At 42.7% G+C, this 24,610-nt stretch carries 21 protein-coding genes; 12 read left to right on the top strand and 9 right to left on the bottom strand.

Translation table 11 applies throughout. The annotated features are described in order from the left end of the window. Positions 1 to 3 precede the first annotated feature (3 nt). From G457_RS0106620 to G457_RS0106610, 3 genes are read left to right on the top strand one after another with little or no spacing between them, the layout of a single operon-like run. Positions 4 to 369 carry a hypothetical protein gene (locus G457_RS0106620; protein ID WP_026945771.1) on the top strand — a complete coding sequence of 122 codons (366 nt, stop codon included), beginning with the start codon at positions 4 to 6 and terminating at the stop codon, positions 367 to 369. After that, the gene (locus G457_RS0106615) at positions 369 to 3,386 is read left to right on the top strand and encodes a type I restriction endonuclease subunit R (RefSeq protein ID WP_026945770.1); all 3,018 of its coding nucleotides are present in this window, start codon (positions 369 to 371) and stop codon (positions 3,384 to 3,386) included. The genes G457_RS0106620 and G457_RS0106615 overlap by 1 nt, the downstream gene beginning before the upstream one ends. Before the next feature lie 10 nt (positions 3,387 to 3,396). Beyond that, positions 3,397 to 5,121: a DUF262 domain-containing protein gene (locus tag G457_RS0106610; RefSeq protein ID WP_026945769.1), complete on the top strand. Its 1,725-nt coding sequence runs from the start codon at positions 3,397 to 3,399 to the stop codon at positions 5,119 to 5,121. A 288-nt stretch (positions 5,122 to 5,409) separates the two neighbouring features. On the opposite strand, the gene G457_RS0106605 is transcribed toward G457_RS0106610, so the two are convergent. Beyond that, the gene (locus tag G457_RS0106605) at positions 5,410 to 6,615 is read right to left on the bottom strand and encodes an acyl-CoA dehydrogenase family protein (protein ID WP_026945768.1); all 1,206 of its coding nucleotides are present in this window, start codon (positions 6,613 to 6,615) and stop codon (positions 5,410 to 5,412) included. 117 nt (positions 6,616 to 6,732) lie between these two features. On the opposite strand from G457_RS0106605, the gene G457_RS0106600 reads away from it, so the two are divergent. Together G457_RS0106600 and G457_RS0106585 are read left to right on the top strand one after the other, a co-directional pair. Beyond that, positions 6,733 to 7,701, top strand: a complete 969-nt coding sequence (locus G457_RS0106600; RefSeq protein WP_026945767.1) for a tryptophan 2,3-dioxygenase family protein — start codon at positions 6,733 to 6,735, stop codon at positions 7,699 to 7,701. 1,280 nt (positions 7,702 to 8,981) lie between these two features. Continuing rightward, complete coding sequence (locus G457_RS0106585) at positions 8,982 to 9,455, top strand: GNAT family N-acetyltransferase (RefSeq protein WP_035483341.1); 474 nt, start codon at positions 8,982 to 8,984, stop codon at positions 9,453 to 9,455. A 3-nt stretch (positions 9,456 to 9,458) separates the two neighbouring features. Here the strand turns inward: G457_RS0106585 and G457_RS0106580 are convergent, their stop codons facing one another. Genes G457_RS0106580 through G457_RS0106570 form a run of 3 tightly spaced genes read right to left on the bottom strand, consistent with a single transcriptional unit; the run spans position 9,459 to position 12,361 of the window. Continuing rightward, positions 9,459 to 9,680: a hypothetical protein gene (locus G457_RS0106580; RefSeq protein WP_026945764.1), complete on the bottom strand. Its 222-nt coding sequence runs from the start codon at positions 9,678 to 9,680 to the stop codon at positions 9,459 to 9,461. Next, positions 9,680 to 11,287 carry an amidohydrolase family protein gene (locus tag G457_RS0106575; RefSeq protein WP_155847094.1) on the bottom strand — a complete coding sequence of 536 codons (1,608 nt, stop codon included), beginning with the start codon at positions 11,285 to 11,287 and terminating at the stop codon, positions 9,680 to 9,682. Before G457_RS0106575 ends, G457_RS0106580 begins: the two co-directional genes overlap by 1 nt. 3 nt (positions 11,288 to 11,290) lie before the next feature. Next, positions 11,291 to 12,361, bottom strand: coding sequence for an alpha/beta hydrolase (locus G457_RS0106570; RefSeq protein ID WP_155847093.1), 1,071 nt, complete (start codon positions 12,359 to 12,361; stop codon positions 11,291 to 11,293). A 205-nt stretch (positions 12,362 to 12,566) separates the two neighbouring features. Between G457_RS0106570 and G457_RS21130 the strand changes: the two genes are divergently transcribed. Both G457_RS21130 and G457_RS0106560 read left to right on the top strand, forming a co-directional pair. Next, on the top strand, positions 12,567 to 13,592 hold the full coding sequence (locus tag G457_RS21130) for an alkaline phosphatase D family protein (RefSeq protein ID WP_051260733.1): 1,026 nt from the start codon (positions 12,567 to 12,569) through the stop codon (positions 13,590 to 13,592). A gap of 12 nt (positions 13,593 to 13,604) precedes the next feature. Beyond that, on the top strand, positions 13,605 to 15,095 hold the full coding sequence (locus tag G457_RS0106560) for a calcineurin-like phosphoesterase C-terminal domain-containing protein (protein WP_026945761.1): 1,491 nt from the start codon (positions 13,605 to 13,607) through the stop codon (positions 15,093 to 15,095). Between the two features lie 181 nt (positions 15,096 to 15,276). Here G457_RS0106560 and ggt read toward each other — a convergent pair whose 3' ends face one another. Genes ggt through G457_RS0106545 form a run of 3 tightly spaced genes read right to left on the bottom strand, consistent with a single transcriptional unit; the run spans position 15,277 to position 19,711 of the window. Then, on the bottom strand, positions 15,277 to 16,989 hold the full coding sequence (gene ggt, locus G457_RS0106555) for a gamma-glutamyltransferase (protein ID WP_035483338.1): 1,713 nt from the start codon (positions 16,987 to 16,989) through the stop codon (positions 15,277 to 15,279). Further along, positions 16,982 to 19,363 carry a S9 family peptidase gene (locus G457_RS0106550; RefSeq protein WP_026945759.1) on the bottom strand — a complete coding sequence of 794 codons (2,382 nt, stop codon included), beginning with the start codon at positions 19,361 to 19,363 and terminating at the stop codon, positions 16,982 to 16,984. Before G457_RS0106550 ends, ggt begins: the two co-directional genes overlap by 8 nt. A 12-nt stretch (positions 19,364 to 19,375) precedes the next feature. Next, positions 19,376 to 19,711 (bottom strand): Hpt domain-containing protein, encoded by a 336-nt coding sequence (locus tag G457_RS0106545; RefSeq protein WP_026945758.1) that lies wholly within the window; start codon positions 19,709 to 19,711, stop codon positions 19,376 to 19,378. A 158-nt stretch (positions 19,712 to 19,869) separates the two neighbouring features. Between G457_RS0106545 and G457_RS22965 the strand changes: the two genes are divergently transcribed. The 3 genes from G457_RS22965 to G457_RS0106530 are packed head-to-tail and all read left to right on the top strand — an operon-like array spanning position 19,870 to position 21,123. Further along, positions 19,870 to 20,016, top strand: coding sequence for a hypothetical protein (locus G457_RS22965; RefSeq protein ID WP_165967624.1), 147 nt, complete (start codon positions 19,870 to 19,872; stop codon positions 20,014 to 20,016). Beyond that, the gene (locus G457_RS0106535) at positions 20,017 to 20,475 is read left to right on the top strand and encodes a DUF2452 domain-containing protein (RefSeq protein ID WP_026945757.1); all 459 of its coding nucleotides are present in this window, start codon (positions 20,017 to 20,019) and stop codon (positions 20,473 to 20,475) included. Positions 20,476 to 20,478: 3 nt separating this feature from the next. Continuing rightward, on the top strand, positions 20,479 to 21,123 hold the full coding sequence (locus tag G457_RS0106530; RefSeq protein WP_026945756.1) for a DUF7255 family protein: 645 nt from the start codon (positions 20,479 to 20,481) through the stop codon (positions 21,121 to 21,123). A gap of 268 nt (positions 21,124 to 21,391) precedes the next feature. Here the strand turns inward: G457_RS0106530 and G457_RS0106525 are convergent, their stop codons facing one another. Next, positions 21,392 to 22,009, bottom strand: coding sequence for a deoxynucleoside kinase (locus G457_RS0106525; RefSeq protein ID WP_026945755.1), 618 nt, complete (start codon positions 22,007 to 22,009; stop codon positions 21,392 to 21,394). Positions 22,010 to 22,023: 14 nt separating this feature from the next. Beyond that, entirely contained in the window at positions 22,024 to 22,914 is an 891-nt protein-coding gene (locus G457_RS0106520) for a 3-hydroxybutyryl-CoA dehydrogenase (RefSeq protein WP_026945754.1), read from the bottom strand. 336 nt (positions 22,915 to 23,250) lie between these two features. On the opposite strand from G457_RS0106520, the gene G457_RS0106515 reads away from it, so the two are divergent. Both G457_RS0106515 and G457_RS0106510 read left to right on the top strand, forming a co-directional pair. After that, positions 23,251 to 24,090 carry a CvfB family protein gene (locus G457_RS0106515; protein ID WP_026945753.1) on the top strand — a complete coding sequence of 280 codons (840 nt, stop codon included), beginning with the start codon at positions 23,251 to 23,253 and terminating at the stop codon, positions 24,088 to 24,090. Beyond that, the gene (locus tag G457_RS0106510) at positions 24,087 to 24,578 is read left to right on the top strand and encodes a YkgJ family cysteine cluster protein (protein ID WP_407637257.1); all 492 of its coding nucleotides are present in this window, start codon (positions 24,087 to 24,089) and stop codon (positions 24,576 to 24,578) included. The genes G457_RS0106515 and G457_RS0106510 overlap by 4 nt, the downstream gene beginning before the upstream one ends. Positions 24,579 to 24,610: the final 32 nt, after the last annotated feature.

The raw sequence follows: 24,610 nt of genomic DNA, 5'->3' as shown, positions 1-24,610 counted from the left end.
GTTATGGGGGAGGTATTTAGTTTAAAAATTCTGTGGACAGTCTTAAATGATGTACGAAATGCTCTTTCAGATAGAAATGACAACACTATTGAAGCACTTGGTGCTGTTCGAACTGCATTCAATCATACTTACAATTATTTGAGAAATAACCAGGGTGATTATACACCAAACATGGAGTTAGCTGAGCTATGGAATGTTGCTTCAACAAAAGTAATGCGCGTAGATAGGCAATTAGGAGAACTCTTGGGTAATAAATCAAGGTTTTGGGCTCATCCAGATATTTATTTTGAATTGAACAGGACTGTTGACATTCATACTCTAGAACAAATAACTGATGAAATGGAGCGTCTTCAAAGGAGAATTAGGTAATGAGTAAAAGCACAGATACCACAGAAAAAGGCTTAGAAAGTCATATCACCAATTATTTGGTAGAGGCGAATAGATACATCCAAAGAGAAAGTACGGATTACAATAATGTTTCCTGCTTAGACGAAGACTTATTGTTTCAATTTTTAGAAACTACCCAACCCAAAGCGGTCGAGAAGCTCAAGCGGTATCACAAAGACTTGTATCGCCAAAAAATCATCAAACGCCTAAATGACCGAATTCAAGCCAAAGGTGTAATTGAAGTTTTAAGAAAAGGCATTGTTGACGGCTTTACGGACACCAAACTCAAGCTGTTTTATGACAAGCCTGTTTCGGCTTACAATGCCAGTGCAAGTGTCTTATACCAAGCCAATATTTTTTCGGTCATTCGTCAGGTTTACTACTCTACCAAAAACAAGAATTCCTTGGATATGGTTGTTTTCATTAACGGCTTGCCAGTTATCACTTTTGAGTTAAAAAATGAATTAACCAAACAGAATGTAAAACACGCCATCAACCAATACAAAAAGGACAGAGACCCTAATGAGGAATTATTTCGCTTGGGTCGTTTGGTTGTAAACTTCGCTGTGGACACAGAAGAAGTTTGGATGTGTACTCGACTAAAAGGTGAGCAATCGTATTTTTTGCCATTTAACAAGGGCAATAACAATGGAGCAGGAAACCCACCAAACGGAGGGATAAAAACAGATTATCTCTGGAAAGAAATTTTAACCAAAGACAGCCTAACAGACATCATTCAAAACTTCTCTCAGCTCGTTACCGAAGAAAAAGAATACACGGACGACAGAGGGAAAAAGCGAACTAAAAAGGAAAAGAAACTCATCTTTCCCCGCTATCACCAACTTTCAGCCGTAAGACAACTTTTGGCAGATGCACAAGAAAAAGGAACAGGTCAGAAATATTTGATTCAACATTCCGCTGGTTCAGGCAAGTCCAATTCAATCGCTTGGCTTTCACACCAACTAATTGGCTTGCACGACAAGTCAGGAAGCAACAACATTTTTGATACGGTTATTGTCGTTACAGACCGTAGGGTTTTGGATGCTCAAATCCGAGAAAACATCAAGCAATTTCAACAAGTAGGTGGTGTGGTAGAAGCGATTACCGAAGGAAGTAAGCAACTCAAAACTGCCTTGGAAGACGGAAAGAAAATCATCATAACCACCATTCAGAAGTTTCCGCACATAGTAGAAGAAATTGGAGAATTGCCTGGAAACAACTTTGGTATCGTCATAGATGAAGCTCACAGCAGTTTGAGCGGCCAAATGGCAAGGAAGCTCAACGAATCTTTATCCAAACTGAATGATGAAGACGAATTGAAATCAGAATTGGAAGATTATGACGAAAATGAAAACAGTGAAGTAACAGGAGAAGACCTAATCCGTGCTTTGGTAAAATCAAGAAAACTCTTGCCAAATGCCAGCTATTTTGCTTTTACGGCTACTCCCAAAAATAAGACTTTGGAACTCTTTGGCGTTCCTTATCAAGAAGGTGATAAAACCAAATTCAGTGCTTTCCATCTTTACTCCATGAAGCAAGCGATTGAAGAAGGCTTCATCAAAGATGTTTTGCAGAACTACACGACTTACCAAAGCTTCTACGCCTTACTTAAGAAGATAGAGGATGACCCTGAATACGACAAAAAGAAAGCACAGAAGAAACTCAAGGCTTATGTAGAAAGCCATGAACACGCCATCAAGAAAAAGTCAAAATTGATGGTTGACCATTTCATGGAAAATGTGATTCAGAAAAAACGAATGGGTGGCAAAGCAAAAGCCATGATGGTAACGAGTAGCAGAAAAAATGCCGTGCAATACAAAAAAGCTTTTGATGCTTACTTGAAATCTATAAACAGCCCGTACAAAGCAGTAGTAGCTTTTTCTGGTGAAATTGACGGAGAAACAGAAGCAAGTTTGAACGGCTTTTCGAGCAGCTCAATTCCATCTGAATTTGAGAAGAATGAATACCGTTTTCTGTTGGTTGCCAATAAATACCAAACTGGTTTTGACCAACCTTTACTTCACACCATGTATGTAGATAAAAAGCTAGGCGGAGTAAATGCAGTTCAAACTCTATCAAGGCTAAACAGAAGTCATCCATTAAAGAAAGACACTTTTGTTCTTGACTTTGCTAATACAGCAGAAGACATAGAGAATGCTTTCAAGCCATATTTTGAAAGCACAATTCTTGGAGAAGCAACAGATCCAAACAAGCTTTTTGATTTACAAGATGCTTTAGACAATTATCAAGTGTACTCTCGTGAGCAAGTCGAAGATTTCTCAAACAAGATTTTGAATAATGTGCCAGTCGACCAGCTACACGCTTCACTGGATGAATCGGCTGCAATTTTCAGAGACGACTTAGAAGAAGAACAACAAGCCGATTTCAGAGCAAAGGTTAAAACATATGTTCGCCTTTACATTTTCCTTTCTCAAATTGTTCCATTCGAGAATCCCTATTTAGAGCGTCTTTACATCTTCCTGAATCACCTGCAAAACAAGCTTGGTGGTGACACTTCGGTGGATTTAGCAAAAGGCGTTTTGGAAAATATTGACATGGACAGTTATCGCCTGCAATTGGAATCCACAACCAATGTGGCTTTAGAGCAAGGTGAAGATTTGAAGCCAATTCCAACTGATATGAGAGGCGGAGTAAGTGAACCAGAAATTGACCGCCTTTCAAATATTCTCCAAACTTTCAATGAACGCTACGGAACTGAATTTGAAGATGCAGACAAAGTCCGTCAAATGGCAGAAAATATTGCAACTGATGTAGCCAAGAACAAAGAGCTGATAAGTTCTATTCAACATTCAGACGAACAGAACGCAAGAATCACCAGCGACAAAATTGTGGGAGAAGAACTGCTCAAGCACATCACTACCAACTTTGACCTATACAAGCTGTATTCGGACAACAATGAATTCAAAGAAGACTTCTCGGCAATGATGTTTGGTGTAGTGAAAGAATTAATCAATAGAGGTATTAACGCACAGAAGTAAAATTTAAATAATGGAAGCAGGAAAAAGAACAATCAACGACATTTTTAACGGTAACAGGGTTTTAGAAATTCCTTTTTTTCAACGTTCGTATGTATGGGGCAAAACCCAATGGGAAAGATTGATTGAAGATATGGAAACTGTAAGTGCTACTAATAAACCTTATTTTTTAGGTTCGGTTATTTTGAAACAACAACAAACAACTACTGGTGGTAATGTTGGAGATAAACGTACTTTAATTGATGGACAACAACGCTTAACAACATTGAATTTAATGCTCAAAGTACTCTGCCTAAAAACGGGTACGAATGCTTCTTTTGACCGTGTATTTCGATTAATGAATAATGAAATAGCACTCTGGCATAACCATAACGACATAGCTGACTTCAACAGAGTTTTAAATCTAACTGTTGAGGAAGATTTAAATGGTGAAAGCTCAATTATTGAAGCCTATAATTTTTTCAGAAATATCATAGAGGTTGATAAACTTAGCTTGAATAATATTCTTACCAATATAATGTTTGTTGGTATTGACTTGGGGGTAGATGAAGATGAACAGCAAATTTTCGACACTATAAATTCATTAGGTGTTAGGCTTACAACGGCCGAACTCTTAAAGAATTATTTTTTCCATAGGGATGATGTGCAGTCATACAATGACAACTGGAAAAATGTATTTGAAAAAGATGCAGACACAAAAAAGTTTTGGGATAGAGATATAACAGCTGGTCGTTCTATTAGAGAAAATGTTGATTTATTCTTTTATTCTTTCCTACAAATTAAGGTACAAGACAGCTCTTTAAATGTAAAAACCGATGACAAAAAACTATTTACAAAAGTTGATGGTCTTTTTGATTCGTACAAAAAATTTATCCAAGATTATAAGATTGATAAGCCTGCTTTAATTCAGGAAATAAAAGAATATGCTGAATTATACAGAGCCAATATTGATTTTGATGTGGTTGACAGAGAACTTTCAGCAGATTATGGCATTGAGCGAATTAATGCTATCATATTTGGACTGGAAAACACAACTTTAATTCCTTATGTGTTATTTGTACTGAAAAAAGTGGCAAATAGTAATGAGAGGAACTTAATATGGGAATATTTAGAATCATACATAATGAGAAGAATGGTTTGTCACGAAACCACCAAAAACTACAATCAATTGTTTTCTGAAAAATTGATAGCAAATAATGTAATTACTAAAAATGCCTTAAAAGCTCAAATTGAAACTCAATCGGATAAGGTAAACTACATGCCATCAGACATTGATTTGCAGAATGGCTTTTACAATTCCAGGTTGGTAAATAAACAAGCAGCAGGTATCTTATACCTCATTGAATCAATGGTACGTGACAGAACAAAACATTCTACCTCTCTTCTCGGGATAGGCAGATATAGTTTAGAACATGTAATGCCAAAAAAATGGGAAAATAACTGGCTCCCTTTAGAATCAGAAGAAGCTAAACTAAACAGAAACAAAGCTTTGTTAACGCTTGGTAATTTAACAATCATTACCACTTCTTTAAATACATCAATTAGAGATTCTGACTGGAGTACTAAGAAAAACGGCAAAGGTGAAAGGCACGGTTTAAGGCATTTTGCATCTAGTATTGAAACATTTTCCCAATACTTGGAAAAACCTGAATGGAATGAGCAAGTCATTCAAGAGAGAGCGACATATTTATATAACCTAGCTAAAGATATTTGGCGACATCAAAATGACAAGGGATAGCCATAATCACAAGAGAATCCAAATTTCAAATTTATTCTAGTTAAAAGGCTGTTTATTAGATCAATACATTGATCTTTTGTGCTTCGAATCCAACAATTTAGCAAGCACCAACCCGCTAAATTGCATAATCAAAAACCCCATCTTGGCATACTCAAATCGTTGTTGTGGGCTTAGTTAATTTTGTCTCATACCCTACTCAGAAGACAAACCATTTTCCTTGCTAATAAGACCCCAAAACCCCCATCCCAAAAAATTCAGAAAAGGGGTTTCAGAACTGCTTCAAAAACCTTATTTAAAAGCCGGAATCCCGGTAATCTCATTGCCTAGAATCAGCAAGTGAATATCATGGGTTCCCTCATAGGTGATGACAGATTCCAGATTCATCATATGGCGCATAATGGGGTATTCACCGGTGATTCCCATACCGCCGTGGATCTGTCGGGCTTCCCGGGCGATAGTTAGGGCCATTTCGACATTGTTGCGCTTGGCCATGGAAATATGCACGGTCTTGGCCTTGCCCTCATTCATCATTTTTCCCACCTTCCAAGCCAGTAATTGGGCTTTGGTGATTTCGGTCAGCATCTCTGCCAGTTTCTTTTGAATCAGTTGGAAGCTTGCTATCGGCTTGTCAAACTGAATGCGCTCCATCGCGTACTTTCTAGCCGACTCATAGCAGTCCATCGCCGCTCCAATCGCGCCCCAGGCGATGCCAAAGCGGGCCGAATCCAAACACATCAAGGGCGCACCCAGTCCTGATTTGCCAGGTAGGAGGTTTTCCTTTGGTACTTTCACATTGTCAAAGACAAGTTCACCGGTGCAGGAAGCCCGCAAGGACCACTTATTGTGCGTCTCCGGTGTGGAGAAGCCTTCCATACCACGCTCGACGATCAGGCCGTGAATCCGACCTTCCTCATTTTTAGCCCAGACCACCGCGATATCAGCTTTGGGGGAATTGGAAATCCACATTTTGGCACCGTTCAGTAGGTAGTGGTCTCCCATATCCTTGAAGTTGGTGACCATGCCACTTGGGTTGGAACCGTGGTCAGGTTCGGTCAGCCCGAAGCATCCCAGCATTTCGCCTGAGGCTAATTTGGGGAGGTATTTTTGTCTTTGCTCCTCCGAACCGAATTTATAGATAGGGTACATAACCAGGGAACCCTGAACGGATGCCGTGGATCGCATACCGGAATCTCCCCGCTCGATCTCCTGCATGATGAGACCATAGGCGATGTAATCGAGGCCGCCGCCGCCATACTCTTCCGGAATCTGCGGACCAAAAGCACCTACATCTCCGAATTTTTTGACGATTTCCTCCGGGAAATGCGCTTTCTGCGCCCAGTCCTCAATGTATGGGCTGATCTCCCGCTTGACAAAATCACGGATCGAACTTCGGATGAGTTTGTGCTCCTCCGTCAGCAAATCGTCTAGGTCTAGAAAGTCAACCCCTTCGAAGGTGTCCTGCTTTTGTGATTTCTGAATTCCTACAGCCTCCATACTATTTTTGGTTTATTGAATTGAATGCTTGATTTTTGTCGGGAAGAAAAGCCCCAAGACCTTTCGAAGTAAATAGATCGAAGGGGAAAAAACTACCATTTTTGATAAAATTTAGCCATGAGCGATTCCCAATTTGACCCACGCATTTTAGATAAAATCAAACAACTCGAAGAAAAGTTTAAATCCTCCGGACAGGATATGCTTTCCTACCTGGAAGGATTGCTTTACGCCGATTACCTGACCTATTGGGAATACATCAATCTGGATGTCTTACTTTCCCTGCAGCAACCCAAAACCAGCTTCAAGGACGAGAAGATCTTTATCATTTATCATCAGATCACCGAACTCTATTTCAAGCTGATTATATCAGAAATGGAGCAGATATCGGATAGGGAAGACCTGGATGAGGACTTTTTCAAAACTCGCCTGGAGCGGATTCTAATGTATTTTGATCATTTGATTTCCTCCTTTGCGATGATGTGGAAAGGCATGGAGCGGGAGCAATTTTTGAAATTTAGAATGTCCCTGCTTCCTTCCTCGGGTTTTCAAAGTGCGCAGTATCGGGAGATCGAATTGATGGCAGCGGATGCTTTTCAACTGGTAGCCTTGGGCGCAAGACCCGATTTTGACTATCATTCTCCGGCGGATGATATTTTTGAGCATTTGTATTGGCAGCAGGGCGCGATCGAGTTGGCCACCGGGCAAAAGACCCTGACGCTCAAAAACTTCAACCTGAAATATGGGAAGAAGCTGAAAGAACTGATTGAGTCCTATCGTAGGAAAAACCTTTGGCAGCGCTTTATGGAAATCGAATCGCCCAGTCAGGAACTGGAGGATTTGATGAAGCAGTTTGACCTGAAAGCCAATGTCTTTTGGCCTTTGGCGCATTACAAATCGGCCGTTCGCTACCTGCAGCGGGATCCGGTGGATATTGCCGCTACGGGTGGAACCAACTGGCAAAAGTACCTTCCGCCGCGATTTCAGAAGGTGATTTTCTTTCCCGAACTCTGGACTGAAAAGGAAAAAGAAGAGTGGGGGAAAGGCTGGGTAGTGAAGGAGATTTTTGGAGAGGAAAAGGAGGGGTGAGGATGGTCTATGATTAGCTAGGAGGATGCTTTTTTAATCTTGTTCCTTGCTATTAAGGCCTGATGTCCGATGTCCGATGTCCGTTCCGCCACGGACAGGGGACGGATGTAGGCATAAACTGATCATTTTTGCAGAAATTCAGCCTTTTATTTCGTAACTGAAAAGTCAGCGGGTTTACAAGGCTCTTGATAAAGTAAAGGGGCTTTTCTTCTTTCCTGACTTTCTAGAATCAACATAGCGAAAAAGAGTGCCATAGTGCCAGTCCGCCGTGGTGGACACGATTTATTAATAGCCCTGCCTTTGCCGGCAGGCAGGCCTGGGTAAAGAGGAACGACGCAACCCAGGGCTTAGAAAATACAATATCATACCAGCGCTGGCCCTTTGTTTTTGATTGGAAATTAAGTGTTGCTGCGAGCAAGAGAACCGTAAGATTGGATTGGGAAGGTTTCTTGATTAATCAAAAGCCATTTTTCTTTGATACTTTTGAAGACCAAAAGTATCCAAAAGTCTTTGCCCCGTTCTTTTCTTTCCGCTGTCCATGTTTTCGTTTCTTGAATAAATAGTGCGCAGCGGAATTTTGTCCTGCTTTGCCACCCTAAAAATGACTGGATTCCCGAAACAAGTTCGGGACTAAGTCATTTTCCTAACGGGTTTACAAAGCATTCCAAAACCGAAAATCCCGCAGGGCATCCTATAGACATAAGATTCCAGTTCAATACTTATCTGGTTAAAAATCAATTTTCTACAAGTAAAAATTACAAATCGGGAACAGTGAGGTAAACATATTTTGGTATATAACTAGATTAAAATCTAATAGTATAAGTTTTAGGATTAAGGGCGCGTTGGGCCGTCGCAGCTGCGAGCCATGTGTAGGCAATGCGCGTTGAAGCTTAGCTGCGACTTGACCTTTTGGTTCTTTTGGGTCAAGCCAAAAGAACATATATAAACCCAAGAAAAATAGATCAAGACCAATTTCAAGCGCTGGCCCATGATTTTTGACAGGAAATAAAGATTTGATGCCAGCAAGATAAACGGAAGATTAGTATGGGTAGGGATTTTGTTTTATCAGATTACAAATCCTAGGATAGGAGTTCGGGATTACATCCCGATAGCAATCGGGACCCGAACAGCTAGATCTAAAAAAAAGGGGCTCTAACAAACCCCTTTTCATTCTTCAACTATTTAAAAAATGCAATATTGTTGCATAAATATAATTCTATTTTTCTCAAAACAAAAGATTTTAGTAGCTTATTTGTCGAAGCTTTATTTTCAAAAAGATCATGAAAGGTGAATCAAAATTTCAGATCAGTGACTTGGCAAAAAACTCTGATCCTCCTTGGGATTTGCTTTTGCTTGCAGATCCATCTAGAGAAATGATTGATCGGTATTTATCCGAAAGTGAGGTCTTTGTGGGTGAATTGCAGGGAAAGCTTATTGGGGTCTTGGTTTTACTTCCCTTGAGTGATGGAATAGTGGAGATCAAGAATTTGGCTGTGGATGAGACTTTTCAGGGAAAAGGCTTCGGAAAACAGCTGCTTCGATTTGCAATTCAATATGCAAAGCAGAAAGGATTGGAGCGATTACTCATCGCTACCGGAAACTCCAGCATGGCCCAATTAACATTGTATCAAAGCCTGGGATTTGAATTGTTTGAGGTGGATTGGGGCTTTTTTGAGCGAAATTATCCTGAGCCTATCGTAGAGAATGGGATTGTCTGCAAGCATTTAATGAAGCTTCAGATTGTGTTTGACTAAGGTTTAATTCAAGAATACTTTTGAAATAAACCTGCTTTTCTGCCTGCTGGAAAGGTGATCTGCCACAAATCGGCCTGAAAGTCTAGAATTCCGGGCCTTCCCACTTCCTTCTTCCCACTTCCCTCTTCCCACTTCGTGCTTCCTGCTTCCCACTTCCTGCTTCCATCTTCCCTCTTCCATCTTCGTGCTTCCCACTTCCTTCTTCCCACTTCCCCCTTCAACCATCAACCCAAATAATTCTCAATCACAAACCCCTTCGAATTATTAAAACAAAAATCCTCCACGGCTTTCTCTACATCCTCACGGGATTTGAGATGGGCTAGGTGTTTTTGTCCGCTTTTCTTGCGGGCCTGCTCGATTTCGAAAATCAAATTGTTGCTGAATAAACCAAACTCCAAAGCGGTAGGGTAGTAGTCTACCGGATCGATCAAGCCTTCAAAGTCGGTTCCGATGGTCAGGCATTTCCAGACCATTGGTTTTTCTTCATCGCTCAGGTTGGGATTGGCATAGGCACTTTTGATGATGGCTTCGATATTTTCCCAAATGAGCTGAATTCCGTTTCGTTGGGGATTGTTTTTCAGATCTTCCTTGGTGATTCCCAGAATCCGCTGATCGAAGGAAATCCCAAACATCCCTCTAGTTCGGACAATCCATTCGATATCCTCATCACACATGTTGATGTTCCAGGCATTGAATTTCCCGCTTTCATCTGTGTAATCGTCCACCTCGCAGTCTTCCAATTCGATATGCCTATCCAGTGTCGAAATACCCGAATAGCCGCAATGCGAAGCAATGACCGGGATGCGATCTCCCTTATCCAAGCATTTGCCTACTAGACTGTAAAATTCCTTTCTGGATCGCGCACTCATGTGTTTGACATCGATCAGAATGCGATAGCCCAAGGACTCATCCCGCTCAAAATCTCCATTAATGCCCAAGAGCTCCTTGAGGATTCTTCTTCCATCATTATTGAATCCGGCATTCATTCGTTCGGATTGGTCCATAAGGATTTTTCCCATTCCGGGAATGGAGTGGGCATGTCCGCAGAGATGATTATCAAAGTGATGGGCATAGGTGATGAAAAAAATCGGAGCCTCCCAATTTTCTTTGATTTCCTTCACGCGTTGGGAGATTTCATCGATAGATTGTACGCGATCGGTGCCCAAGGCATGGGCTCCTTCGATGGTCAAAATCATGGTGATTTCCTGATCATCTTCGATGGATTTTTGGAGTTCTTCCCGACTGGTAGGAATGCGATAGCAAGCATTCTCAGCATAATAAAGCCGTGGATGTTGATTGGCTAGTTTTCTGGCTAGTCGCTCCTCACGGAGCAAAGCTTGGGGAACGTGAATTTCATTTCTACGGATTCGCTTTCCCGAATCCATCATGACAAAATCCCGCTCGCGCTGTAGTGACTCCCAGTAATCATAATCATCAGACTGAAAGTAATTCACGACCTTATCCGGTATGCGCATGTAAGCGGTTTGTAGCAGGTCCCGGCGGATCCCTTTGGAACCCAAGATTGCAGAAGTCAAAAAGCGAAACCATTTGTCTTTGCCGATTTTTGGGTCAATGCCCTTCACAAATTGGCGTTCTAGCGGATACAGAGAGTTGAAGGTCAGGCGAAGGTTGGAATTCCAGCATTTGACCAAGTCAATTTGGCTGTAACTCGCTCCCATGACGCCTTTTTGGTGGTTACGGTGATTGGATGCAATGACGGTCCAAGGGCTGAATTCTCCTTTCCTTCTGAATTTTTTGGCTTTTTCCTGCATCTGAAAATGCGCACGCATGTGGTTATGACAGTGCAGGTCAGAAAATCTACGCTTACCCATGGCCTATCTGTTGAAAATGCTATTTCCACCCTTCATTACTTCGATGATGTCCTCTACCACGGAGGGGGAATTGGTGTAGTACCAATGATGAACGGTGTCATGAAGCAAGCCCTTGTCATCATCGATCTCGGTCACATCACATTGATAGATGTCATCTGCTAGATTAACGGAGTTTTTCGCACCCCAGCGGCCCAAGCGGTTGAAAGCGTTTTTGGTAAGCTCGGAGATTCCTAGTGCCTGATCTTTGTTGTGATAGTACACATGCACCCGCTCCCCAAAATCAATGAGGCGATAAAGTGGATTTGGACGCTCCAGCGCATAGTAATCGATATCAGCACCCACGAGTAGGATTTCTCCAAAAATAGAATTGATATCCAATCCGATGTCCTGTACACCTTTGACCATGTTTTCCAGGACTCGATTTCCCATGCTATGGCACATGAGATGGATTTTTTGATCACAAAGCGGCTTTCGCTCTTCCACAAATTTCTTTTTGAAAAACTCCCGAAGCGAGGCCATGGATCGCGCTAAAGCAAAGCCCGACTGCATCGCATCATAGGCGTCCGAGCGATACTTAAGCAGTTTTTTCTTAGCAGGCCAGGTGAATAAGACCAAGTGCTTGATGGTAGAGTCTTCCGGCTCTACATATCGTTTGTGGAGCTCACAGAGGGTTTGCATGGCTGTTTCCAAATCGGACTTGAATCCATGTACAAAGACAAGGATGTCTTCCGAGATACGGATATGATCGCCTTCAGGACTCTTTTTGCTTGCTTTGATTCCCGACTCATACAGTTCGGTGAAAATAGTGGTAGAAGGAAACTTGGCTTTGCTCACGTCCTTATCGTCGGCATAGTTTGCCAAAAGGTTTTCATCTACCTCAGGGATGATCTGAATATCGAAGTCTTTCAGCTTTTTGGCTTTTTTGGGGTCAAAGCTGATTGTACCATAGCGGAGATTGTGCCGAGCTTCCTCGTCTCCGTCTTTTCGCATGTACTCTTTTTCATTCACAGAAATGTAATTTCTGCTCCTCCGTGTAGTGACTTCCCGATTGGTGATGATGTAATGTTTGACCATGGCTAAGAATTTGAAAGGGTTTAAAAAACTAGAATTAAAATCATTAAGCTGCTCTTTGTCAGCATGTAATTCCAATTTTGGAAAAAAAAATGGCAAAGACAAGCAAAAGCGGTGGCCTTGAGGTCAGGTTAAGAAATTGATAATTTTTTGCAGCGGCATGGAGAAAAACTCAAAGTTTTTCATCTTGAAATAAAAATCGAAAGACGTGAAAAACTTACAAACGCTGACCCTTTACTTCTTTTTAGGACTACCACTGTTTTTTGCTTGCAAGCCAAGCGTCCTGACTTCAGAAGAGGAAGAAATCACCCGAATTGCTTTTGGCTCCTGCAATAGACAAAACCGACCTCAGCCACTCTGGCAACCTATTGTTTCCGATAATCCGGATCTCTGGATTTGGATGGGGGATAATATTTATGGGGATTCACCCAATTTGGACACGCTTCGCGCAAAATATGCCATGCAAAATCAGGTATCTGACTATCAAAAGCTCAAGCGTAATTCCAAAATCATCGGGATTTGGGATGACCATGACTACGGGATCAATGATGGCGGAAAGTTTTTTGCCCAGAAAGCCGCTTCCCAGCAGTTGATGCTAGACTTCTTGGATGTGCCCCAAGATGCTCCTGAGCGCAAACGGGAAGGAGCTTATGCAGCTCATCTATTTGGAAAGGGAGAAAATCTGGTCAAAGTCATCCTCCTGGATGCTCGTTATCATCGGGATACCCTGATGCGAATCGACCGGGTGTACCAACCTAATGTGGACGGCCAAATATTGGGAGAGGAGCAATGGAAGTGGTTGGAGAACGAACTCAACACCAGTCCGGCCAAGGTAAATTTGATCGTGTCTGGAATTCAGTTTTTACCCACTCAGCATGCCTATGAAAAATGGGCCAATTTCCCACAAGAACGGGAGCGTCTGCTGAGTTTAATTGCAGCTTCTGGAGCGAATACGCCGATTTTACTGAGTGGTGACCGGCATATTGCCGAACTGATGAAATTGACCGATGAGCGATTCCCTGATGGGATCTACGAAATCACCGCAAGTGGTTTGACGCATACCTGGGGCAGCATATCCGAAGAACCCAATCGCTACCGAATCGGAGACCTGATTGCCAAGCTGAATTATGGTTTGGCCGAAATTGACTGGGAGAATGAAGAAATAGCCTTTCAAATCAAAGGAGAGGCTGGGGCTTCTTATGCAAATCTTTCCATCCCATTTTCCAATAATTAATCCGAAAACACCATGTTTAAAAGACGAGATTTTCTGAAATCCCTGAGCTTAAGTTCGGCGGCTTGGCTTTCCTTCGGTTCGGCAGTTTTTGCCGAAAATAGGGTGAAAGACCGTTTATTGGCTCCTTTTTCTTCCATCAGAATCCGGGGAAAAGTGGCTGCCGGAGGGAAAGGTATTTCTAGGGTAGCTGTTTCCGATGGCCGATCGGTTGTGCTCACAGATGCCAATGGAGAATATGAGTTGATTTCTTCCAATGATCGGGAGTTTGTTTTCATTTCAATCCCTTCGGGCTATCAGATCAAAAAGCAGGCAAATGGTTCGGCTGCCTTCTTCCAACTCATTAATCCCGCTCAAGCCGATCAGCAGATAGCTTTCGACCTGATTTCAAACCTGGAATCGGATGCGAATCATCATTTTCTTTTGCTTTCAGATACTCAGATTCAGGATGATTACGAAGCGCAACAATTGCTGAATGTGGCCATTCCGGATGTACAGCAGACCATCCGTGAGATCAACGATCCCAATATATTTGGGATTGGCTGTGGGGATTTGGTCTTTGACCGATTAGAACTTTTCAAAGAATATAATCAAGGAATAGCCGCTACCGGGATTCCTTTCTTTCAGGTGATAGGGAATCATGATATGGACTTTGGGGTGCGATCAGACGAAGGAACAGCCAAGACTTTTAAAGGGCATTTTGGACCAACTTATTACTCTTGGAATCGGGGAGAGGTTCATTATGTGGTTTTGGATGATGTGTTCTATCTGGGAGTGGGCACCAAATACATCGGCTATATTCCGGAGGAGCAATTGGCTTGGTTGGAGCAGGATTTGGCCTTGGTCGAAAAAGGGAAAACAGTGGTAGTTTCCCTGCATATTCCCACCTACACAGGAGCAGTGCAGCGCTATCCAGACCGGGATACGCTGGGAGGTACCGTAAGTAATCGAGAGCATCTTTATCGATTATTGGAGGGTTATAATGCCCACATTTTATCAGGACACACCCATTTTAATGATAATATGATCATGGGACATGTCTATGAGCATTGTCATGGGACCGTTTGCGGAGCTTGGTGGTCTGGGCCTATTTGTCATGATGGAACCCCGAGTGGCTATGCGGTTTATGAGGCAAAGGGTTCGGAGCTAAAATGGCAATACAAGGGAACGGGATTGAGCATTGAAGAGCAATTCCGGGTTTATCCAAAAGGCTATCATCCCGATTTTCAGGATTTCGTTTCTGTGAATTGCTGGAATTATGATTCAGCTTGGGAACTCAGTTGGTATGAGAATGGGATCAAAGTAGGTTCTCCGGAAAAAATCATGGCCAAGGATCCCTGGAGTATGGAATTGCATACTGGGCCTGAATTACCTGCACGTCGCAAATGGGTAGAGCCTCAACTGAATGATCACATGTTCTTCTTCCAACCTACAAACTCTGAGAATCTGGTATTTGAGGCCAAGGATCATTTTGGTCGGGTGTATTCGAAGAAAGTAGAAGGGTAGAAGAGAAGACTGGCTTCAAAGGTTTTTTGTCATTGGTAGGGCAAAAACCTAAAAACCCTGAAACTGTCCCGTATCTTCTTATGCCCGAAGCCCTCCTCCCGGAGGGCAGGCCCGCCTCCCGGAGGGAAGGCTTCGCTTCACTCGCAGTGACGGGAACATCATGAATTTGAGACAGTTATTCCTAATACCCCGCCGCTTCATTTTCCCTTCTCGGGTCAGCTCCACCTTCTAGTTTCCCATCTGGCAAAACCATGATGGCATCGACCGAACCGATGATGGGTGTTCGGCCTTCATTGATCAGGTAGTTTTTGGCAGAAAGGATTTGTACCAAGGTGCTGTCCAAGGTGTTTTCTTCAAACAGAATCTGATCCGGTAGCCATTGATGATGGAACCTCGGCGCTTCAACCGCTTCCTGCATGGTCATGTCAAATTCATAAGCGTTGAGGATGGTTTGGGCTACTGCTGTGATAATGGTGGAGCCTCCAGGTGTACCGACGATCATCCAAAGTTTACCGTCCCGCTCCACCAAAGTAGGAGTCATGGAGCTGAGCATTCTTTTTCCAGGAGCAATGCTGTTTGCTTCTGCACCTATCAAACCAAACATGTTTGGAACGCCCGCTTTGCTACTGAAATCATCCATTTCATTATTCATGAAAAAGCCCAACTCATCTAAATAGACTTTGGAACCGTAGGCTCCATTTAGGGTCGTAGTCACTGCCAGTGCATTCCCCTCCTCATCCATAATAGAGTAGTGGGTGGTTTCCATGCTTTCAGCAAAAAGAACCGATCCTTCCGCAATGTCCGACGAAAGCGTTGCTTTTTCAGGATCAAAGCTTTCCATGCGATTGCTTAGGTAGGCATCATCCAAAAGTTCTGAAATCGGAATCTCTACAAAATCAGGGTCTCCGAGATAGTAATTCCGATCCGCATAAGCTCTTCGCATGGCTTCGGTCAATACTTGCACATAATCTGCAGAATTATGTCCCATTCCTTTCAGATCAAAAGGCTCAACCATTTTTAAGATTTGACCGATGGTCACTCCGCCGGAGCTAGGCGGTGCCATGGAGATTACTCGTAGCTCTTTGTAGTCAAATACGATCGGCTCCCGCCAAGCTGCCTCGTAAGCAGCAAGATCTTCCTCAGTAATGATCCCCCCCATTTTTTGCATGTGATCTACGAGAATTTTGGCTGTTTCTCCCTTGTAAAATTCATCTCTGCCATTGCTAGCGATGCGTTCCAAGGTTTCGGCTAAGGCAATATTCTTAATGGTATCGCCCGCATTCCAATCTTTTCCGTAAAAGGTATTTTCACCATTGACTTCGCGAACTACTTCACGGATATTTTGCAGTCGTCCTGCTTGTTGAGTACTGACTACAAATCCATTTCTTGCCAAATCGATTACCGGTTGGAGGATGTCCTTGGGTTCCAACTTTCCAAATTTGGACTGAGCTTCAAAAATACCTGCAATAGTACCGGGTACACCTGATGCTAAGGCTCCCTTCGTACTCAGGCCGGGGATCACATTTCCATTTTCATCCAAATACATATCTCGATGGGCTGCTCCAGGGGCTTTTTCGCGGTAGTCTATGGAACCAATTTCTCCATTGGCTAAGCGATAAACTGCAAAACCGCCACCTCCTAAATTGCCTGCAAAGGGAAAGGTCACGGCAAGAGCCATTTCTGTAGCCATCATGGCGTCAAAGGCATTTCCGCCTTTTTTCATAATCTCAATCCCAATGCGGGAAGCTTCTCCTCGAGCAGAGACCACCATAGCTTTTTCTGCTATCAGACCTCTTTTGGGTTCCTTTTCTTCGGATGGGCTTTGACAAGAAAAGACTAGGAAGGGGATGCTCAATACCAGAGCAGCAACCCTCGTGTAAACTTGCTTATTCATTCAATAAAGTGCTGTTGAAGAGTTTAAGGATACGTTTATACTCGTCGGTCCAGGAGCTTGGCTCCACAAAACCATGATCTTCCACTGGATAGACGGCCATTTCCCAATTATCTTTCCCCAATTCGATCAATCGCTGGGAGAGTCTTACCACATCCTGGAAATGAACATTCACATCGACCATTCCATGGGCAATGAGGAGGTGACCTTCCAACCCTTCCGCAAAATAAATAGGAGAGGAGCGACGATAGGCGATTGGGTCTTCCTCAGGTGTATTGAGGATATTGGAGGTGTAGCCGTGGTTGTAGTGAGCCCAGTCTGTGACAGAGCGTAGTGCTGCTCCCGATGCAAATACATCCGGGTGATTGAAAAGGGCCATCAGGGTGATAAAGCCACCATAGCTTCCTCCATAAATTCCAATTCGATCCGCATCAATTCCGTAATTGCTTACCAAATGCTTGGCACCGTCTACTTGATCTGAAAGGTCCTTTCCACCCATGTGACGATAGATGCCTGTCCGCCAATCCCGACCGTATCCCGCTGAGGCACGGTAGTCAATATCCAAAACTGTGTATCCCAAATCAGTGAGTAAGTTATGGAACATGTACTCTCGGAAATAGCTACTCCACCACTTATGGACGTTTTGGAGATAGCCCGCGCCGTGCACAAAGATCACAGCGGCACCATTCTTCTTCTCTGGATTGGGTTCGTAGATCCGTGCAGGCACCATGGCACCATCTGCTGCTTGGAAACGGATAATTTCTGGATCTCTCCAATCATAGGCCTGAAACTCCTCACTTTGACCATCAGTCAATTTGATGGGGGCTGCGCCAACTTTATTTTTCTGTAGATAAAGCTCTGCGGGAGAATTGGAGTAGGAGTGAAGTATGGCAATATGCTTTTCATCCGGGGAAAGTTTGACTTCATTGTTTCCCGTCCTGGAGGTCAGTTTTTCCATTTTCCCACCCATCAGGGGCATACGGTAAAAATGACGCTCTCCCGGATCAACTTCTGAGGTGGTCAGATACCAAGACTTTTTGTCCTTGGAGAGGAAAGGGTCAAAAACTTCATAGTTTCCACTCGTCAAGGCTGTTTTGACTTGCGTGTCTATATTTTGGATGTAAAGATGTGAATAGCCGCTTTCTTCCGATTGGAAATAAATGTGTTTTCCATCAGGAAGCCAACCCAAAGTGCCGCCTGAGTAAGTCCATCCGATTCCAGGCCCGGCAATCCAAGCTTCATCACGCTGTCTGTCTAAAGCCGTTAATTCCCCTGTCTTCAAATCAACCAAGGTAATCCAGCGATCTTTGTTATCAATGGATCTTACCACGACGATGGCTTGCGATCCATCGGGGGAAAACACCGGTCCAAAAAGGGCCAAATCCCGCTCTTTTTCTTCCCATTCACGATCAGGATAATCACTCACATAATCAGGCAAATCTTTGATTCCGGGAAGATTGGAGGTTTCTATAAAATAAACCGTATCTCTATTCAGATCATAAATTCCAATTTCAGAAGTAGTTGGCTTGGTTCCTACTTTTGGACGGGCATTGAGGTCCTCGGTGTAACCTGATGCATCGACGTAGTTAGGAACAGCAGTGTTTTTATTGCTGGAAGGATTGAAAAATGAAAAGCTCGCAAATCTTCCGTCTGGTGAAAGCTGTAAGTTGGATGGATTTTTTCCTCCGGTGAAAAAGGTGAATTCTTTTTCGGGTGTAATCTGAGTTGCTTCGCGGTAAGCTTGTCTCATTTCCCGCTTTTCTTCCCGCTGACGTACCACCTCCAAAAGCTTTAAATTTTCTGACTCTAAAAATGGCTTGGATGCTTTTGAATCACTTTTGCCGGACCCGGATGAAGAAGGTTGGGAACCGTTGGAAATATTGGTTACTCTTTTGACTACTCCGGTGGGGATCTCAAGCGTGTAGATATTCTGCTCGCTTACAAAGAAGAGAAAGTCTTCATCCGCCAAAAAGGTGGGGTTAGAAACCCGGGAGTGCCAGTTAAGCAGCTCTTTTTGTGAATTTTTTTCGAGGTCTTCTAAAATGATCCGATCATTTGGACCTACGAATAGTCGGAGGCTTTTATCGGAGTTGAAGGATTCTTGAGACCTTGATCGCTCCCGATCTATTTTCCAGTCAACTTTCTCGATAGAAGAAAGTTCGCTAAGCTGAATTTGATATAGAGAATCTGCGGGGTTATTTTCGGGATTGTATTGGAAGTAAATGGTTTTACTGTCATCACTCCATTCGACCCCAGAAGGAAAATATCCCATCCAACTGGGATCGCGCATGATGTATTCAACAGAGAGGGAGGATTGAGCAAATAGACTACCTTGGATTAGGGTGATTAGGCTAATCCAAATTATTTTTTTGATCATTTAATGAGAGATTTAAGTTTTTTCTTTCAGAAAATCCAAAAGCTCTCGTTTGATTTCATCCATGTGTCCGTGGAGTTCATCGATTTCTTCTTTCGAATTTTCGAGATTTTCCTCGATTTTCTCCAGAAGCTTTCGGGTTTTCATGGCCCCAATATAACTCATGGAAGGTTTTGCTTTATGACATCTTTTTTTAATGGTTTCAAAATCTCTATTTTCTAAAAATTTTGGTAGCTCTTGGAGATCTTGGACATTCGTATCCAAAATGATTTGGATCATATCCCTGATCATCTCAGGATCATCATCTCCGAAATACTGATAGATGGAGGCTTCACTTATATACTGATACATGGGGAGAAAAATCTGGATGGAACAAAAGTTTGTTTGGTACTTCCCCTAAAATTAGAAACAATTTTTGAAATGCATTATTTATAGTATGAAAGTTTACTCAAAAGAAGGGGAAATTGATATGAACTCACTTATTTTGTCTATCGAAAAGTAGGGAAGACATGAACAAAGGAAAAAAAATATTCTTGATTCTTTTTATCATTTTCATGGCAATCATGTTATGGATAGGATACGACATCTCCCAAAAGACCACCTTTCCGGGGTCGAAGGGAAATTTAAAAGAAAGAATCAGTACAGGAGAAGAATAAATGAGCGGTAAAAAAATCAATATTGAAAATCTGGACTTGGACCAGATGAAAGAAAAAACCACCGAGAATCCGGGTCTATTGCCCTATGCCCATCATTCTGGCAGCGCTATCGTCAAGCCGGAAGATAAAGGTAAAATCACTGGAAGAGCAGTGGCAGCCATGCAGTCGCAGACTGATATGCAAATGTCTCAGATCTACCAGCAGATGCAGCTTTTGGCGGATCAGGCAAAAAAAATCAAAGCCCGCGTGGAAGTTTCCGAAAGAATCTATCAAGCAGCAATGGGATTTGAACCCCTGATTAACCATCGATATTTTTTGTACCAAAAAGAGGATGGTACGGACTTTTTGAGTTTGATAGGTCCTGATGAATGGGGTCGGAAAAAAGATTGGGCCAAATTTGTGGCTGAAGTAAAACTGCTGGCAGACCATACCTGGGAAATTCTGCGGGAAAACACCTAAACTATGAGCCATTTGATGACCCGGCAGCTCGATTTGATCTTGAAAGAGGGCGGGGCTGACTACGAATGGGAAGTTTCTATTCCTGTCGAATCAAACTATTTAGACAAAAAGGGGAAAGCTTGGCTAGAGGAAATATTTGAAGATTTAGCAGGAAAGGGAAATCTTCCTTTGCTTGAAAAGATGAAGTTTGACTTCAAGCTTAATCGCTTTTTGATTCTTTGGGATACAGAAGTTCATTTCAACCGCTATCGGCTGACTTCATTGAGGTCTGAGTTGTACTCAGAAATGAGTTTTCCCTTTGATCAAGCCTACAAAAGACTCTGTAGAAGTCAGGAGAAAGAGGCTGTGAAGTCTGGATTGCAGGCTAGGGTTTGGGGGGGGGCTCCCATTGCCCAGCGATTATTTGGGGTTTCCAGTGAGCCAGGTGATTTTTCAGGAAATGGATCTACAGGGTGGAAGCTTCAAGCCTACAATGATGCCCAAATTGATTTACTCACAAGACTTCATGGGTATAAGTTGATTCGTCTTTGCCCCTTTGAGACCTTGATGACTGGCGGTTCTTTGAAGCGATTGGATCAGCTATTGATCAATCCAAAGGATGAACAAAGAGAGGTGATTTTCAATTGGTTAATGAGAAAAATGGGGTGATGTGTAGGGTTTGCTGAAAAAGTCTCAGACATGGCAGGTTCAAGGCGGTCGAGCGTAGATGTATGCCTATACTTCAAGCGAAGACTCACGCAGAAGATGCTATGTCTGAGGCTAGCATAAAATCTCAAGATTGAGATTTTTTGGAAAGGAAAGCAGCTTTTTATTGGCAATAACTTTGGACTTGTAGAAAAACTGTTTGCTGCAAGCATAGGCTTACCATTTGGAATGATAGCTAAATACTTTTCATGCGCTTTTCAGCGGACCCTACTTAGGCAAATAGCCCAAACATCTCCCTTTCTATTTTTTCGACGATAAAGGAAAAGTCCTCTGATCGCTCGACAAAGTCTAAATTATTCACATCTATAATCAGCAGTTTTCCTTCCTGATAGTTTTCTATCCAATCCTCGTAATGCTGATTGAGGTTTTTGAGGTAATCGATTCGCATGGCTGTCTCATAAGTCCTTCCCCGCTTTTCGATTTGGCCTACCAGTTTTGGTATGTCAGCCTTGAGGTAAATAAGCAAGTCAGGAGCCTTAACATGCTGAATCATGGAGTCAAACAAACTTCTGTAGTTCCAGTAATCCCGTTCCGTCAGTAAATTGCTTTTATACAGATTCGCTGCAAATATGTAGGCATCCTCGTAGATCGTCCGATCTTGGATCGTGTTCTCGTTATTGTCCTGGATCTTTCTGATCTGATTGTAACGGGAATTCAAAAAATAAACCTGAAGATGAAATGCCCAACGCTTCATGTCTTCATAGAAGTCAGGAAGGTATGGGTTATTGTCGACCGCTTCGAACTCAGCCTTCCAACCGTAGTGCTTGGCCAGCTTTTCTGTAAGCGTAGTCTTCCCGCTACCGATATTTCCGGATACTGCTAAATGCATATTTTTAATAGAAATTACTTGCTAAATCTTGATGCTACAACCAAATCTTTGCTACCGGCTGTGTATTGATAGAACCCTTCTCCTGACTTGACGCCCTTGTACCCAGCCTCTACCATATTGATCAATAGCGGGCAAGGTGCATATTTAGGATTGCCAAAACCATCATGAAGTACTCTCAGGATAGAAAGACAGACATCCAAGCCAATAAAATCCGCTAATTGCAATGGTCCCATAGGATGCGCCATTCCCAATTTCATGACCGTATCGATCTCTTCCACTCCAGCTACACCCTCGTATAGGGAATAAATGGCCTCATTGATCATAGGCATCAAAATACGGTTGGCTACAAAGCCTGGATAATCATTTACCTCTACGGGTACTTTTCCCAGTTTTTTGGAAAGCTCCATGATGCCGTTTGTCACCTCATCTGAAGTGGCATAGCCTCTGATAACCTCAACCAGTTTCATTACAGGCACTGGATTCATAAAGTGCATCCCGATCACTTGACCGGCCCGCTGGGTGACGGCCGCGATTTTGGTAATAGAGATAGAGGAGGTATTGGTAGCCAAAATTGCTGACTTGGGAGTCAACTCGTCCAGCTGTCGAAACAGGTCAAGCTTGATGATTAAGTTTTCGGTAGCTGCTTCAATAACCAAATCTGCCGACGACACTCCTGATTTCAAGTCTGTGAAGGTGCTAATTCTGGAAAGCGCAGCAGTTTTGTCTTCTTCGCTTAATTTTCCTTTTGCTACCTGACGATCCATATTTTTACTGATCGTGGATACCGCTTTTTGTAAAAAATCCTCTTTCAGATCTACTAAAGAAACCTGAAAGCCCTGCTGGGCAAAAACATGGGCGATGCCATTTCCCATGGTACCAGAACCGATCACAGTTATGTTTTGCATAAATATTAGATGTTAGTTTACGTTAATTTGGGTTTAATTCTTTTCGAATCGAGGGTTCAAAGCTACCGCTGAATTGGAGCTTTTCCAATTTTTAACCTTCGCTTATCTGACTTTGTTTGTCATGTTTTAACCTGGATTATGAATTAGAATTCTTAGCGAAAAAACCAAATGCAAGAAAATCAGGCACTTTGGAGATTGAGGCGTAGCGATGCTACGGTGAGATCGAAAAGTGAAGTGAAATGACTGATTTTAAAGCAATTAGGTTTCGTAGTAGATTTTCTATTTCGTATTTCAGGTTTCAGTTCTTGTCTCTAATTTATCTCGTACCTTTGAGGCATGAATGAACTTGGAAAAATCAGTTTATTACCCATCAATAGATTCACCGATTCAGGTGCCTATGTGGCTACCGAATCCGGCGAGGAGGTCTTGGTTCCTAATCGTTATCTGACTGGTAATGAGCGAGAAGGGGATGTCTTGTCAGTTTTTATCTACACGGATAGTGAAGACAGGCCAGTCGCTGTGACCGACGTTCCCAAGGCTTGTTTGGATGAGTGGGCAGTGATGGAGGTGAAGGAGTTGACCTCATTTGGGGCCTTCGTGGATTGGGGCTTGCCAAAGGATCTTTTTGTACCCAAGGCTGAAATCGGAAAAAATATGCAGGTCGGAGAAAAATACCTTATTAGAGTCTGCGCCGACTATCGTACCAACCGCTTGATTGGCAGTAGCAAGTATCGGGATTTTATTTATCCTGCACCCAAGGATTACGAACCTGGTCAAGAGGTATCCGGATTGATTTTTGAAAAAACAGATTTGGGTTACAAGGTGCTCCTTGAAAACCGCTACGAAGGATTGATTTTTGGAAATGAGGTATTTCAACCTTTAAGGCTTGGCGAGCGCCGTCGACTTTTTGTAAAAAAACAGCGTGATGATGGTAAAATTGACCTACAGCTTCAGCCTCTAGGTAGGGCTAAATATGAGGAAGGGGCTGAGAAGATCCTTTATGTGTTGAGAGAAAAGGAATTTTTGCCACTTCATGACAAATCCGATCCAGAAGAGATCAAGGAAGTGCTTGGCATGAGCAAAAAGCATTTCAAGCAATGTATCGGACAGCTTTACAAGGCCAAGGAAATTGTGATCCTTGAGGATGGCATCAAGCTAAACGATTCGAAGCAGTGATAGACCTCAAGACTTTTCGACAGGAAAGTCAATCTGATTTTCCCACAAACAAAAAGCTGAAAGATCGGCTCAGAAGGTTAAAGCCCAAGGATTTGGATGTGCGCTTTGCGGAAAATCATGAGGAGGTTTTTCAAGAAATCGACTGTTTGGACTGCGCTAATTGCTGTAAGACTACCAGTCCGATTTTTCTTCAGACGGATATTGATCGCATCGCCAAAGTTTTCCGGATGAAGCCAAGTCAATTTATCGACGAATACCTTCAGCGCGACGAAGAAGGCGATTTTGTGCTTCGTTCCTCACCTTGTCCATTTTTGGGCGTGGACAATAAGTGTCTAGTTTACGAGGACAGACCGAAGGCGTGCAGGGAATATCCGCATACCAATCGAAAAAATATGGCAGGGATTCTTAACTTGAGTCTGAAAAACACACTCATCTGTCCGGCGGTACATAAAATTTTCCGCCAGATAGAGAAAGAGTATAGGAAGTGAGCCGAAATTTTGGCTTTTTTGACAATCAAACC

The organism is Algoriphagus marincola DSM 16067 (genome assembly GCF_000429405.1).
GTDB lineage: Bacteria > Bacteroidota > Bacteroidia > Cytophagales > Cyclobacteriaceae > Algoriphagus > Algoriphagus marincola.
This window is presented reverse-complemented; position numbering and strand designations above follow the sequence as displayed.

Bases quoted from the DNA above. Each gene is read 5' to 3' on its own strand.
- G457_RS0106620 (WP_026945771.1), top strand. From the start codon at position 4: ATGGGGGAGGTATTTAGTTTAAAAATTCTGTGGACAGTCTTAAATGAT.
- G457_RS0106615 (WP_026945770.1), top strand. From the start codon at position 369: ATGAGTAAAAGCACAGATACCACAGAAAAAGGCTTAGAAAGTCATATC.
- G457_RS0106610 (WP_026945769.1), top strand. From the start codon at position 3,397: ATGGAAGCAGGAAAAAGAACAATCAACGACATTTTTAACGGTAACAGG.
- G457_RS0106605 (WP_026945768.1), bottom strand. From the start codon at position 6,615: ATGGAGGCTGTAGGAATTCAGAAATCACAAAAGCAGGACACCTTCGAA.
- G457_RS0106600 (WP_026945767.1), top strand. From the start codon at position 6,733: ATGAGCGATTCCCAATTTGACCCACGCATTTTAGATAAAATCAAACAA.
- G457_RS0106585 (WP_035483341.1), top strand. From the start codon at position 8,982: ATGAAAGGTGAATCAAAATTTCAGATCAGTGACTTGGCAAAAAACTCT.
- G457_RS0106580 (WP_026945764.1), bottom strand. From the start codon at position 9,680: ATGGTTGAAGGGGGAAGTGGGAAGAAGGAAGTGGGAAGCACGAAGATG.
- G457_RS0106575 (WP_155847094.1), bottom strand. From the start codon at position 11,287: ATGGGTAAGCGTAGATTTTCTGACCTGCACTGTCATAACCACATGCGT.
- G457_RS0106570 (WP_155847093.1), bottom strand. From the start codon at position 12,361: ATGGTCAAACATTACATCATCACCAATCGGGAAGTCACTACACGGAGG.
- G457_RS0106560 (WP_026945761.1), top strand. From the start codon at position 13,605: ATGTTTAAAAGACGAGATTTTCTGAAATCCCTGAGCTTAAGTTCGGCG.
- ggt (WP_035483338.1), bottom strand. From the start codon at position 16,989: ATGAATAAGCAAGTTTACACGAGGGTTGCTGCTCTGGTATTGAGCATC.
- G457_RS0106550 (WP_026945759.1), bottom strand. From the start codon at position 19,363: ATGATCAAAAAAATAATTTGGATTAGCCTAATCACCCTAATCCAAGGT.
- G457_RS0106545 (WP_026945758.1), bottom strand. From the start codon at position 19,711: ATGTATCAGTATATAAGTGAAGCCTCCATCTATCAGTATTTCGGAGAT.
- G457_RS22965 (WP_165967624.1), top strand. From the start codon at position 19,870: ATGAACAAAGGAAAAAAAATATTCTTGATTCTTTTTATCATTTTCATG.
- G457_RS0106535 (WP_026945757.1), top strand. From the start codon at position 20,017: ATGAGCGGTAAAAAAATCAATATTGAAAATCTGGACTTGGACCAGATG.
- G457_RS0106530 (WP_026945756.1), top strand. From the start codon at position 20,479: ATGAGCCATTTGATGACCCGGCAGCTCGATTTGATCTTGAAAGAGGGC.
- G457_RS0106525 (WP_026945755.1), bottom strand. From the start codon at position 22,009: ATGCATTTAGCAGTATCCGGAAATATCGGTAGCGGGAAGACTACGCTT.
- G457_RS0106520 (WP_026945754.1), bottom strand. From the start codon at position 22,914: ATGCAAAACATAACTGTGATCGGTTCTGGTACCATGGGAAATGGCATC.
- G457_RS0106515 (WP_026945753.1), top strand. From the start codon at position 23,251: ATGAATGAACTTGGAAAAATCAGTTTATTACCCATCAATAGATTCACC.